General features: G+C 48.4%; 13 protein-coding genes, 1 pseudogene and 1 riboswitch. Of the genes and pseudogenes, 10 read left to right on the top strand and 4 right to left on the bottom strand.

The annotated features are described in order from the left end of the window. The first annotated feature begins 592 nt into the window (after window positions 1-592). Window positions 593-2056, top strand: a complete 1464-nt coding sequence (gene glcD, locus ACKFKF_RS00995; protein WP_446865969.1) for a glycolate oxidase subunit GlcD — start codon at window positions 593-595, stop codon at window positions 2054-2056. Window positions 2057-2085: 29 nt separating this feature from the next. Here the strand turns inward: glcD and ACKFKF_RS01000 are convergent, their stop codons facing one another. Continuing rightward, a complete protein-coding gene (locus ACKFKF_RS01000; RefSeq protein ID WP_446865970.1) occupies window positions 2086-2517 on the bottom strand; it encodes a hypothetical protein in 432 nt (143 codons plus the stop codon). 95 nt (window positions 2518-2612) lie between these two features. Between ACKFKF_RS01000 and ACKFKF_RS01005 the strand changes: the two genes are divergently transcribed. Further along, window positions 2613-6272 carry a tetratricopeptide repeat protein gene (locus ACKFKF_RS01005; protein ID WP_446865971.1) on the top strand — a complete coding sequence of 1220 codons (3660 nt, stop codon included), beginning with the start codon at window positions 2613-2615 and terminating at the stop codon, window positions 6270-6272. A gap of 75 nt (window positions 6273-6347) precedes the next feature. Here ACKFKF_RS01005 and ACKFKF_RS01010 read toward each other — a convergent pair whose 3' ends face one another. Both ACKFKF_RS01010 and ACKFKF_RS01015 read right to left on the bottom strand, forming a co-directional pair. Continuing rightward, window positions 6348-6734: an element excision factor XisI family protein gene (locus tag ACKFKF_RS01010; protein WP_446865972.1), complete on the bottom strand. Its 387-nt coding sequence runs from the start codon at window positions 6732-6734 to the stop codon at window positions 6348-6350. Further along, a complete protein-coding gene (locus tag ACKFKF_RS01015) occupies window positions 6713-7135 on the bottom strand; it encodes an element excision factor XisH family protein (protein WP_446865973.1) in 423 nt (140 codons plus the stop codon). The genes ACKFKF_RS01010 and ACKFKF_RS01015 overlap by 22 nt, the downstream gene beginning before the upstream one ends. A 36-nt stretch (window positions 7136-7171) precedes the next feature. Here ACKFKF_RS01015 and ACKFKF_RS01020 point away from each other — a divergent pair, with 36 nt between their 5' ends. From ACKFKF_RS01020 to ACKFKF_RS01045, 6 genes and pseudogenes are all read left to right on the top strand, one after another. Continuing rightward, the gene (locus tag ACKFKF_RS01020; RefSeq protein WP_446865974.1) at window positions 7172-7438 is read left to right on the top strand and encodes a hypothetical protein; all 267 of its coding nucleotides are present in this window, start codon (window positions 7172-7174) and stop codon (window positions 7436-7438) included. Then, entirely contained in the window at window positions 7386-7790 is a 405-nt protein-coding gene (locus tag ACKFKF_RS01025; RefSeq protein WP_446865975.1) for a hypothetical protein, read from the top strand. The genes ACKFKF_RS01020 and ACKFKF_RS01025 overlap by 53 nt, the downstream gene beginning before the upstream one ends. Further along, window positions 7780-8115 (top strand): type II toxin-antitoxin system PemK/MazF family toxin, encoded by a 336-nt coding sequence (locus ACKFKF_RS01030; RefSeq protein WP_446865976.1) that lies wholly within the window; start codon window positions 7780-7782, stop codon window positions 8113-8115. Before ACKFKF_RS01025 ends, ACKFKF_RS01030 begins: the two co-directional genes overlap by 11 nt. A 151-nt stretch (window positions 8116-8266) precedes the next feature. Continuing rightward, window positions 8267-8599: a hypothetical protein gene (locus ACKFKF_RS01035; protein WP_446865977.1), complete on the top strand. Its 333-nt coding sequence runs from the start codon at window positions 8267-8269 to the stop codon at window positions 8597-8599. A gap of 9 nt (window positions 8600-8608) precedes the next feature. Continuing rightward, window positions 8609-8995, top strand: coding sequence for a hypothetical protein (locus ACKFKF_RS01040; RefSeq protein WP_446865978.1), 387 nt, complete (start codon window positions 8609-8611; stop codon window positions 8993-8995). A 223-nt stretch (window positions 8996-9218) separates the two neighbouring features. Further along, a pseudogene (locus ACKFKF_RS01045) lies at window positions 9219-9368 on the top strand (hypothetical protein); the annotation flags it as partial. A 125-nt stretch (window positions 9369-9493) separates the two neighbouring features. Here ACKFKF_RS01045 and ACKFKF_RS01050 read toward each other — a convergent pair. Further along, complete coding sequence (locus tag ACKFKF_RS01050) at window positions 9494-9874, bottom strand: nuclear transport factor 2 family protein (protein ID WP_446865979.1); 381 nt, start codon at window positions 9872-9874, stop codon at window positions 9494-9496. 120 nt (window positions 9875-9994) lie between these two features. Further along, a riboswitch (cyclic di-AMP (ydaO/yuaA leader) is annotated at window positions 9995-10188 on the top strand. Between the two features lie 89 nt (window positions 10189-10277). On the opposite strand from ACKFKF_RS01050, the gene ntrB reads away from it, so the two are divergent. Both ntrB and ACKFKF_RS01060 read left to right on the top strand, forming a co-directional pair. Then, on the top strand, window positions 10278-11126 hold the full coding sequence (gene ntrB / locus ACKFKF_RS01055) for a nitrate ABC transporter permease (RefSeq protein ID WP_446857365.1): 849 nt from the start codon (window positions 10278-10280) through the stop codon (window positions 11124-11126). 259 nt (window positions 11127-11385) lie between these two features. Further along, window positions 11386-12789: an ABC transporter substrate-binding protein gene (locus ACKFKF_RS01060; protein ID WP_446865980.1), complete on the top strand. Its 1404-nt coding sequence runs from the start codon at window positions 11386-11388 to the stop codon at window positions 12787-12789. Window positions 12790-12880: the final 91 nt, after the last annotated feature.

Here is a 12880-nt window from a genome sequence, read left to right on the forward strand (position 1 = left end):
GAGCGATCGTCTTCTCTGGGGGTAAGTTTTTTTAATTAGAATTCGCTAATAAATCACACACAATTTTTTGTGAATGATCAAATTGATCCAGAGCATTGATCTAAGAACGGGATGAACAACTTTGCTGTAATTACAAACTTCAGAAGCCTCTTATTTCTTCTGGAGCGAATATGAATTCAATAAAGGTTTTTACTTCGTTGCTTAAATTCACGTCAGTTCGATGAACGCTTCGCTTTGCTTTTGATCCAGGAACGCCCCCTAGATCCCCCACGAGTGAGGGACTTTGAACCAGAATTCCTCTCTTAAAGTCGCCCAAAATTGGGGGGTTGGGGGGCAGAAGCTGTGAACAACGAAGCGAAAAAATTCTCATCGAATTCACGTTAAATTCAGACTGATATTAGTGAACTGGGTTAATGAACTGGGTTAATGATCTGGAGAGATTAGCTTTAAGGCTATTTCTACGAAGGAAATGATCAAACGTAGGGTGGCAGTGGTGAAATCAATTGAGCGATCGTGTTTCAGGTGAGCAGAGCGATCGTTCTAACTTCTCGGAATGCGGGATAATACAAACAGAACCCGACGCTGAAACACCATGATTGCTCAAGACATTCGAGACTGGCAACGAGTCGCTAAAGCCTTTGAAGGCGTGTTGGGCAAAGGTGGCGTAGTACGTAAAAAAGAAGAACTGCTGGTCTATGAATGTGACGGGCTGACTAGCTACCGCCAACGTCCCGAAATTGTTGTCTTTCCGCGCACCACTGAGGAAGTTTCTGAAGTTGTCAAGATTTGCGATCGCTTCCAGATTCCCTTTGTCGCTAGAGGTTCGGGGACGGGACTATCGGGGGGGGCGCTGCCGATCGAGGACTGCGTGTTGATCGTCACCGCTCGAATGAATCGCATTCTCAACGTCGATCTCGAAAATCAGCGCGTCGTCGTTCAGCCAGGCGTGATCAACAATTGGGTGACACAAGCCGTGAGCGGGGCGGGGTTTTATTATGCGCCTGATCCATCGAGTCAGATTATTTGCTCGGTGGGCGGCAATGTGGCAGAAAATTCGGGCGGGGTACATTGTCTCAAGTATGGCGTGACGACCAATCACGTTTTGGGGTTGAAGCTGGTCTTACCGGATGGGGCGATCGTCGATGTCGGCGGTGAGCTTCCTGAAATGCCGGGATATGATCTGACGGGTGTGTTTGTCGGCTCAGAAGGCACCTTGGGCATCGCCACCGAAATCACGCTCAAAATCCTCAAAACTCCCGAATCGATTCGCGTTTTGTTAGCCGACTTTACCAGTGTCGAAGCGGCTGGGGCTGCTGTTTCTGACATTATTAGCTCAGGGATCATTCCGGGTGGGATGGAGATGATGGACAACTTGAGCATCAATGCGGTCGAAGATGTGGTGGCGACGGGCTGCTATCCGCGAGATGCTGAGGCGATTTTGTTGGTCGAGGTGGATGGGCTAGAGGTCGAAGCCGAAACCTACAGTCAGCGGGTTGCTGAAATTTGTACCAAAAATGGGGCGCGAAACGTCACAGTTGCCACCGATGCCGACCAGCGCTTGAAACTTTGGAAGGGACGCAAGGCCGCATTTGCGGCGATGGGTAAGCTCAGTCCTGATTACTACGTGCAAGATGGCGTGATTCCGCGCACCAAGCTGGAGTACGTTTTGCGGGAAATTGCGTCGCTGGGTGAGCAGTACGGCTACTTTGTCGCCAATGTGTTTCATGCGGGCGATGGCAATCTGCATCCGTTGATTTTGTACGATAATGCCGTTCCGGGGGCGCTGGAGCAGGTGGAAGAACTGGGCGGGGCGATTCTCAAGCTCTGTGTGCAGGTGGGCGGCAGCATTTCTGGTGAACATGGCATCGGGGCGGACAAGCGCTGCTATATGCCCGAAATGTTTACCCAAGCTGATTTAGAAACGATGCAGTATGTTCGGCAAGCATTCAATCCCAAAGGGTTGGCTAATCCAGGGAAGATCTTTCCCACGCCTCGCACCTGTGGAGAAGCGGCGAAATCAATGCCAGCGGAGTTTGGGAACGTCGATCGCTTTTAGAGATCAGGGATGAAGTGAATTCGGGTAATTCATGAGTCGGCTTTGGAGGGAGGGGAAGACCATTCGCAAAAAACATCAATGCCGATGTGGAGGATGTAGAGCGCAACGGCGGTGGCGATCGCAGAGTCGATCGGCAGCGGAACCCCAGAGAGATTGACCAGGGCAGTGATCATTCCGGTGACTAGAGTTGCGTTGGCGGGATTCTTTTTGGCCCCCTGGATTAAGCTGCGGAGGCTGTCATTTTCGCCGCAAACTTCTTGCTGGACTCGCTTGAGAAGCAGTTGCCAGAGCGATCGCGTTTCGTCACCAAATGTTCGGGGTTCGCCGTAGCGATCGACATAGAGTTGGGCGAAGGTGGCTTCAAAGTCCTGGGTTTGTTCTAGAAGGTGCAGGGCTTGTGGGTCGGCGGCGGGAGATTGACGGAACTGGTTGATTTCTTCGAGGGTGGGAAAAACGTTCATGATCTTTTAAAGGATTTTCTACCGTCGCAGACTGGTTTCCGGAGATTTTAGGAGACGAGTGTAGTTTGTCACAAGCCTTCTACTGATTTTGTATTATGCCGACGATCGAGATTCGACAAACAAGTGGATTTGAGGCGGTCGTGGCGATCGCGGGATCAGAGTTTGAGATTGCGGTGAGCGATCCGTTTGCCGAACAAGATGAGAAGCAGTTGGAATGGTACTTTGAGGAGTGGATCAAGTTTCCATTTTCGGATGAGACGATCGCGCAACAAGTGGCGGAAAGTGTGCGATCGTATGGCGAAAATTTGTTTCAGCAGGTGTTTGGCGATCCAGAGGCTTATGCGGCTTATAAAAGTTTAAAGGTCAGTGAGTTAGAAATTTTGATCAAGGGATCGCCAGAGTTTCAAGGGTTGCACTGGGAAGCGATGCGAGATCCGAAGGCGGCGCATCCTTTGGCGATCAATGGTGTGATGGTGCGCCAGAAACGGGTGCAGGGCAAGGCGATTACGAGAGCGATCGAGCCTTCGACGGTGCTAAATTTGCTGATCGTCACAGCGCGACCCAATGAGGAGAAAGATGTCGGGTATCGAACGATTTCGCGCCCGATGGTGGAGGCGATTCGAGATGGGCAGTTGCCTGTGAATGTGGAGATTGTCCGACCGGGGACGTATAAGGCGTTTTTGGATCATTTGGAGGCGAAACCGGAAGGGTTTTATCATGTCGTGCATTTTGATTTGCATGGCGGATTGATGGCGTATGAGCAGTTTCAGAAGTATGAGCCGACGGGGGAGAAGTATCGGTTTCAGCGGGGGGCGCGGCTGGAAAATCTGACTAAATACGCTGGAGTCAATGCCTTTCTGTTTTTTGAAGGGGATGAGTCGGGGCAGGCGGTTGCGGTGACGGCAGACGAGATTGTAGGAGAATTGCAGGATCGAGGGATTCCGGTTTGTATTTTGAATGCTTGTCAGTCTGGGAAACAAGTTAGAGCGAATGGGGATGCCGATCGTATTGATGAACGTGAAACTAGTTTGGGCGCTCGGTTGATGGATGCCGGGATGCAAATGGTGGTGGCGATGGCCTATAGCGCCACGGTGGATGCGGCCAAGGTGTTGATGCAGCGAGTGTATGGGGAGTTGTTTGCAGGGGAAGCGCTGTCTAAAGCGGTGAGAGCGGGGCGACGGGAGTTGTTCGATCGCAAAAGCCGATCGGTGTATTTCAATCAGCAGGTGGATCTCGAAGATTGGTTGTTGCCTGTGGTGTATGGCAATCAGCCTGTAAATTTTGGGCTGCGGGAGATGACGTTTGCGGAGTCGGATGCGTATTTTGCGCGACAGGGGACGGAGTATCGGTTTGCGGGGGCGACGTATGGGTTTGTGGGGCGGGATTTAGATATTTTGAAGCTGGAGAAGGGGCTGCTGCGACATGGCGTAATGCTGTTGCAGGGGATGGGCGGCACTGGGAAGACGACGCTGCTGCGCTATTTGCAGGACTGGTGGGTGCAGACGGGGTTTGTGGAGCGGGTGTTTTATTTTGGCTATGACGTGAGAGCCTGGACGCTGGAACAGATGATGTTTGAGATCGCGTCTGTCATTTTCTCGGATGTGGAGATGCGGCAGTTTCAGGCGATGCGGCTAGAGGCGCGGGTGGGGCGACTGGTGCAGACGATGCGGAGTCGTCGCTATGGGTTGATGCTGGATAATTTGGAGTCGGTGACGGGACAGGCATTGGCGATTCAGAATACGTTGCCTGGGGAGGAGCAAGAGCGAATTCGGGAGTTTCTCGATCGCATTGCAGGCGGAAAGTCGATCGTGCTTTTGGGGTCGCGGAGTCGGGAAGAGTGGCTAAAGTCGGCGTATCGAGACAATCGCTATGAGTTGCGCGGGTTGGATCAGGAGGCGCGATCGCAGTTGGCCAAAAAGGTTTTGGAGCGGCACGTTTTGGATGGGGCAAGGCGGAAGGCGATTTTGGCGGATCGGGAGTTTGAGCGGCTGATGCGGCTGTTGGCGGGGTATCCGTTGGCGATCGAGGTGGTGTTGGCAAATTTGGCGCGGCAGAGTGTGGCGCAGGTGTTGGCGGGGTTGGATGCGGCGGATGTGGGGTTGGATCGGCCGGGTGAGAAGACGGAGAGTATTTTGAAGTGTGTGGAGTATTCGCACAGCAATTTGTCGGCCGAGGCGCAAAAGTTGCTGCTGTGTTTGGCTCCGTTTAGTGGGTTTGTGCATCGAGAAGGGTTGAAGGATTATGCTCAACAGTTACTAGAACTTAAGCCTTTTCAAGATTATCCTTTTGAGCAGATTGATGAAGCAATACAGGAAGCAATTAACTGGGGATTATTATCACCAATTGATAATAGAAATCTACAATTACTTAACATTCAACCTGTATTTCCTTACTTCCTGGGAACAAAACTGTGTCAATCAGATGATGTAATTCGTGAAGCATTAAACGAGGGATATAAGAATCACTATTGTAATCTAGCAAGCAACTATTACCAATTAATGCGCTCAAGAGATTCATTAGAGCAACAGGTAGGAAAATATTTCTGTGAGCAAGAGTATGAGAATTTGTGCAAGGCTTTGGGAATTGCTTTAGAGAAAAAGAGAGGCATTAATATTTACTCGTGTATAGACTATTACCTAGCGCTTATTGGCAATATTCACACCCGTACTGAACTAGCAGACTTCACCTTCAAGATCCTAGAATCTTATCCAACTGAGTTTGTTACTGAAGAAGTTGAATTTGTAATGGTGCAAGCTTGCTTATCACTTGGTAATTGCTACCTCAAAGTGGGGAATTACCAAGCTGCACAGAGTGCATACTCTAAAAGACTGGAGCTATTAAGAAATCTGGGTAATTTACATGACCAGCAATCAGAAATAGCCGTATCGTATGTCAATCTAGGTATGATTGCACACAAGCTTCTTGAGTATGAAGAGGCAAAGCGCCTCTATAATCTCGCTCTGCAAATCTTTAGTGATTTTAATAGATATGAGCAAGCCGACGTTTACCACAATCTAGGTAGATTGGCACAGGACAACTATGAGTACAGAGAGGCAGTCCATTATTATTATCAAGCACTTCAAATCAAAACTGAGTTCAATGATCGTCGGTCACAAGCCGTAACATATCAACAGCTAGGTAGGGTAGCACACAAGCTTGGTGCATATGATGTAGCAAAATCCAACTACGAGAAAGCTCAACAGCTTTCTGCTGAGTTTGATGATCAAACCGAACAAGCAAATACATTTCACTATTTAGGTATGTTGGAGGAGGATTTTCACAGATATCAGGAGGCAAGACGTTACTATCAACAGTCTCTAAGGATCAACATTGAATCCAACTACCGCTATAACCAAGCCAGCACCTATCACCAATTAGGCATCCTTGCCCAAGAACTGCGCGAGTATGAACAAGCCCGCTCCGACTATCAACAAGCCCTCCAAATCAAAGTCGAATACAACGATCGCTATTCGCAAGCCAGCACCTATCACCAATTAGGCAGAGTTGCCCAAGCGTTGCGCGAGTATGAACAAGCCCGCTCCGACTATCAACAAGCCCTCCAAATCAAAGTCGAATACAACGATCGCTATTCGCAAGCCCGTACCTACGGTCAACTAGGACTGTTAGCAGAGGCGGAGGGAAATGCTGCGGAGGCTAGAGCTTGTTTGCAAACCGCAATGGAGATCTTTATGGAGTTTGGCGATGAGTATCATATGGCGATCGCTCAACGGAACCTCGATCGATTGTCGGATTGAAGTGCGATCGGTTTGATTTAGAAGTGCGATCGAATTGAGTTGTACGATCAATCGTTTGCAGAAGTGCGATCGCAACTATTCGATCGCGTATTCACTAAAACGCCGCAAACTTGGAGAATGCAAACCTAGTACAATGTCTGATGCCTTTACACCCCATTCCAGCAGAGCTTTCGCCAAATCAATATCGGTGACATTTTCTTGAATCCAAATCTTGCCATCCAATAGCTCTAAATGAATCACAGGCTGAAAGATGCGATGACCCGCTTCATCCCAACCGATATCTAGAATCTGATACTGATGATGTGTCTCATCAAAAACTGGGACGGTTCGCACTGACCCCGATACTTGAGATCGCTCAACAATCTCCTGCAACACATCCAAAATAATATTGCGATAACGTCGATCGCTCATCCATTGGTCAAGCGTCTCATCTGTGCCATTTATAGAGGTTTGGGTATCCATTGTTTTACCTCTTCGAGATCTGGATCGACTAACAGTAACCGGACTTGATTCTCCTCTAGGCTATCGTGAAAAAACGGAGTCAGGAAAAAACGGTGATGAATTTCATCAGGTAAAGCCAGATAAGGGATACGATTGGGCTGAGTTTGTCTTAAAACCATTCGATAGTGGATGTACTGCCCAATTGCTTGATGAAACTCATACACAACACTCGCTGCCGAAAAACTTTTTACCTCAATTGCAATTTGAACGCTGTCCTTCTGTGCGCCTAGGACTTGTTCCGCTCCTAAGTCAACTTCTAATTTTGTTGCGCCATATCTCAAGGTGAGCGGAGCAACATTCACCCAACTATCCTTTACCAAGGCTTGCTTAACTGTTTCATGAAAGGAATCTCTTGCTGACATTAAAATTTACACCTGCAAAACTGTCCCAGACGAAGAATGACTTACATTCACAGCGATCGTATCAAGTTTGAGCGCGATAGTCATTCAGTAGCGGTAATCGTAGGATTTAATCAGCAGTCTACAAAGTGCGATCGCTATGAGCAAGCAGGTACCTATGGTCAATTAGGACTGTTAGCAGAGGCAGAGGGAAATGCTTTGGAGGCTAGAGCTTGTTTGCAAACCGCAATGGAGATCTTTATGGAGTTTGGCGATGAGTATTCTATGGCGATCGCCCAACAGATCCTCGATCGATTGTCGGATTGAATGCGATCTGTTTAACTTGGCAGTGCGATCGCCTGTTGTTAGAGCGATTTCACTTGAATCACGTAAAATGGGGGAAAGCGTTATCTTCGGGACAGCCAATCTGCCTGTTTATCGTCTTATGTTAGAAGCAACTCAAATTCAGCAAGCTGTTCTCGACAAACTTCGCCAGCTTCCTCTGGAAAAACAGCAGGTCGTTCTTACCTTTGTCGATTCTCTAGACACTTCAGATCCCTCTTCAGAGCAAGAATGGTCACTGTCCGCGATCGCTGCTTCTGTCCACGACTTACTGAACGATCCTGAAGAAGATATTTACACCTTAGAAGATGGTGAACCGATCGCAGATGAAGCGTAAGATTGTCTTGATCGAGTTTCCCTTCGACGATCTATCAAATAGCAAAATTCGCCCCGCGTATTGTCTAACAAGCTCAGTTGGAGAAAATCGTCATATCATCTTCGCGCTCATTACAAGTCGAATCCCAACCCAACTCCTTTCAACCGATCTAGTCCTAGATCCTACCAACCCAGACTTCGCAACAAGTGGACTCAGAAAACCTTCCACACTCAGACTCAATCATCTGATCACATTACGAAGATCGATGATTCAGAGACAACTTGGAAAACTGTCCCCAAAAACTCATGAGCAACTGCTCGAAAAACTTTGTGAACTAATTGAGTAGCGCGATCGTTCAACAGCACCTTGATCGCTTATCGGCTTGAATGCGATCGCTCTATTTGAGAGGCACGATCTCTTCGAGTTACCCGCAAGGGGTCGCGCTTCATTTTTTGCGACCTGCTAAAATCTGGAACACTGACTACGACTGAAACAACATGAGCGATCGCTCTAGCTCAGAATATCCAGAACTTCCGAACCAATGGCAAGTGATCGAGGTGAATAAAATTTATTGCTTCAACAACGATCAACAAGTTTCATTCAGTCAATCTCAGATCGAACTCGGTACTTTGTATGATGGATTAGGCAAGCATCTTAAAGCGATCAAGAAAGGTGTCGTTCCGCCCAAAGGAAATACTGGGCTGGTTCCCTCAGAGGAACTCGATTATGATTTCAAATCTAAAATTTTGGGAAAAGGTGGCAACCGTCGATTTCACGCCAAAATAATAGAAGAAGTCCTCCATTTCCCAGGCAAAATGACCACTCATTGAATAAGCTCTGTGAATACAACACTCAAAACTCATCCAGTTTGGCAAAACTTCACTCAAGCTCTAGCACAAATCGATCCAAATCAAATCGCACACCAACATCTACAAGATTGCCAAGCTGAAATTCACGGCTATTGGGACGAAAACGATCGACCTTACGAAACGATTCGATTTAAACAACTGCCTACTCCTCAACTGATTAGCAGTTCTCTAGGCGTAACTCCAAATCAAACAGAAACCGCGCATTGGCTTCAACTTAGATATTTACTCCTCGTTCCTACAGGCTTACCTGTGGGCGAGTTACTTCTAGTTCTAGACGACAGCCTAGAAGTAATCGATGAGAACTGGGTGATCGATGTTCACTCGCCTCATGTTGTTGCGATCGCTGATCCAAATTGATGCCAGCGCTCAACCATTTCCAGATAGCGAGATCGTAGCCGTTTCTAGCACGTTGAAATTAGACCATTATTGTGAGAGCGGTGTTATGAACCTTCAGGTTGTCTCTCAATCCTCACCCGATTTCACCTTACACATTTTGCTAAAGCAGCAAGTCATATCTGGGCAAACGTTCTAGCTCAACCAAACTGTACAGTCGAGCGATCGCTATTCGCAAGCCCGCACCTATCACCAATTAGGACTGTTAGCAGAAGCGGAGGGAAATGCTGCGGAGGCGAGAGCTTGTTTGCAAACCGCAATGGAAATCTTTACGGAGTTTGGCGATGAGTATTCTATGGCGATCACCCAACGGAACCTTGATCGATTGTCGGAGTGAATGCGATCTGCCTAATTTGGAAGTGCGATCGTTCTTCCTTTCCTGCCCGCAAGCCTCCTCACAGTGACCACAATTCTTGAAAATCACGATCAAATCGAGTTTGCAGCCGATCGCCGTGAAGTACTTTATTGGGCAACCATTCCAATGTGAGCGGCGACGATTTGCCAGGTTCCGTTAGAAGAGACGGCCCAGACGCGGGTAAAACGAAAGTCACCGTTTGCGGGATTGCTATTGTAGGTGCCAACTATTTGCATTCTGACGAAGACGATCGCCACTTCTCCATACAGTCGAATCTGCCGTTCGGAAGGGGTTAGCTCGTAGATCTTAATCAAGCCAGATTTGTGTGCAGCGAGATCGTCTTGTTTGCTAATGATTTCTCCGAGATGACTGGTGGCGACGAGTTCAGGGGCGAGTAGTTCATCCAAGACGCTGACATCAGAAGCCAACATTGCCAGTCTAAGCCGTTCTTCGGCCTCAATAACTTGAGTTTCAACTGTTTTATTCATCGTGTCACCCTGATAAACCAAAGTACTTCTGATATTCACTATCCTCCAGCTTTGTCCATGCACCCTACGACAAAAGATGGATTGATACATTTGGCGGAGAATGGTAGAGTCTTTAAAAGTCAAATCGGTCAGCTTAATCTGGTGAGTTTCTAGCAAGTAACTTACTGGAGCGGAGGAACCAAAACATCGGGGCTTATCTTCTGTGAAAGGTCGATCGCAAACGATTCAAACTTGAGTCGGCGACCAATACCAGAGAAGGGCATCTCTCAGCCCTCGCCCGTCAGCTAACTCCGTCGGCATTTGAGAGAGGACTGTAGAGTTTCAGCATTTTGCTTTAGGCTCATCAGTGTCTCTAATTTAGGTCGAACATTTAGTTTGAGTCTTTGAGCTTGAGGTGTTGACGATGATCCTTCAGCTAAACTTGGCTGCGATCGTGGCCGTTGCGAGTCAGACTACTTGGCGAAAAGTGCGTCCCGCGATCGCTCAAGAAGCGGTGTGGTTGCCTGCGATCGGGTTTTTGGGTGTGATTGTGCTGTGGTGGGCGATCGCGCTGTTCAAACACGACGTGATGCCGACTCCGCCAGAAGCGTTAATGGCAAACTTAGATTTCATTTTGCATCCCTTTTATCGGCGTGGGCCGGGGGACTTGGGAATTGGCTGGCTCCTGTTGGCGAGTTTGCGGCGGGTGTTGATTGGCTTTGGTTTGGGGGCGTTCGTCGCGATTCCGATCGGCTTTCTGATTGGTATGTCTAGACGAGCGATGTTGGCGTTGAATCCAGTGATTCAGATCTTTAAACCAGTGTCTCCATTGGCGTGGCTCCCGATCGCGTTAGCAATTTTCAATTTGGCTGATCCCTCTGCAATTTTTGTAATCTTTATCACGTCACTTTGGGCAACGATTATCAATACCGCGCTTGGTGTTTCTAGCGTTCCACAAGATTATTTAGACGTAGCGAAAGTGTTAGAAATGCCGCGTTGGAGACGAATCACCAGGATTATTTTGCCTGCTGCGTTGCCATACATTTTTAGTGGTTTACGAATTAGTTTGGGTGTGGCGTGGCTGGTCATTGTAGCAGTCGAGATGTTGACAGGTGGCATAGGAATTGGCTTTTTTGTCTGGGATGAATGGAGCCGCCTCAACTTAAGTTCAGTGTTTTTAGCCGTTCTAGTGATTGGTCTAACAGGATTGCTCCTAGACTTTGCCATCACCCAACTCGAAGCGTTTGTCACTCGTCAGCGGCGATCGACCTGAAAAAGCTTTAAGTTCTCCGCCAAACCCAGGTGAATTCAATCTTTTCACTAATTCAATCTCTTCACTGCGGTTATGAGAGAAGCCCCCAAATCCTCCACCCGTCAGGGACTTTGAACTAGAACCCTTATCTGAAAGTCCCCCAAAATGGGAAGTTGGGGGGCAGAAGCGCTGAACACCGAAGCGAAAAAACTTAATCGAAATCCCGTTAAACCAAACATCCCTCACCCCTCATCCCTCATCCCTCCTTTCCTTCCCCGCTATGACTCAAGATTTTTGGACGCGACGGAAGTTTATACAACAAATGGGCGGAACGGCCACCGGACTCGCATTATCCTCTTGTGCGATCGATGCCAATCGTGCCCCTCAGTCTCTTTCTCAAGCGGCTTTAGCGATTGACCAGATCATCAAGCCCGAAAGTTTGGAGAAGCCAAATCTAACGATCGGATACGTTCCCGTCAATGACTGTGCGCCGTTTGCGATCGCCTGGGAGAAAGGCTTTTTTCATAAGTACGGTCTTAACGTCAAACTCAGTCGAGAAGCCAGTTGGGCCACTTCTCGCGACGGCATTATCTTTGGACGATTGGATGCATCGCCTGTGGTGTCTGGTGCCGTAGTCAATGCTCGAATGGGAGCAGAAGGGGCCCGACATGCCCCACTTTGTGCCGCAATGACGATTCATCGACACGGCAACGCAATGACCATGAATCGAGCGATGTGGGAGTCTGGCCTGCGTCCCTGGTTTGAATACAATGGCGACTTGGAGGCCTTTGGACGAGATTTTCGGCGCTATTTTGACAACTTGCCGTCTGAAAAACGAGTCTGGGCGGTGGTTCTCAGTTCTGCAATTTATGAATACTTTGTGCGCTATTTGTCGGCGGCGGCGGGAGTCAATCCGATTCAGGAGTTTCGCGTCATGATTGTGCCTCCGCCTCAGATGGTGGTGAATGTTCGCATCGGGGCAATGCAGGCTTATATGGTGGCCGAACCCTGGAACACACGCGCCATTTCAGGCAATGAAGGAATCGGCTTCACGTTTGCTCAGGGTAAAGAAATCTGGCACGGACACCCCGATCGCCTTCTCTGTGTCACGCAGTCTTTTATTGATGAGAATCCCAAAACCTATCGATCGCTGCTCAAAGCCATGATCGAAGCCTGTCGCTACTGTGGCGATCCCAACAATCGAGAAGAGGTCGCCAAAATCATTTCTGCGCGATCGTTCACCGGGGCAAAACTCAACCTGACTCGACCTGCGATCGTCGGTGACTATAACTACGGCGGATTCGATGGCAAAGATCGCACCGTGAAGGCAGACGACACGACTGTTTTCTTCGACCTTCCCTCAAATGTGCCGCAAGTGCCGAATGCTCACTCGACGTTTATATGGCGATCGCACAGCATTTGGCTAATGACGCAAGCTGCCCGCTGGGGACAAATTAAGGAAATTCCTGCCAATGCTCACGAAGTCGCTGAGAAGTCCTGGAAGACTGAAATCTATCGAGAAGTCGCGGCTGACCTGGGAATTGCTTGTCCCACTGATGATTACAAGATCGAGCCTGCGGAAGTTTTTATCGACCAGAAAGCGTTTGATCCCAGTGATCCGGTTCGCTATTTGGAGAGTTTTGAGATTCGAGCCAATGCTCCTACCAAGATTTATCTAGCGTGAATTGGATGGAATTTTTCGCTTTGTTCTTCAGCGTCTCTGTCCCCCAACCCCCCATTCTGGGGACTTAAAGACAAGAGTTCTAATTCAAAGT

Source organism: Phormidesmis sp. 146-12 (genome assembly GCF_052939495.1).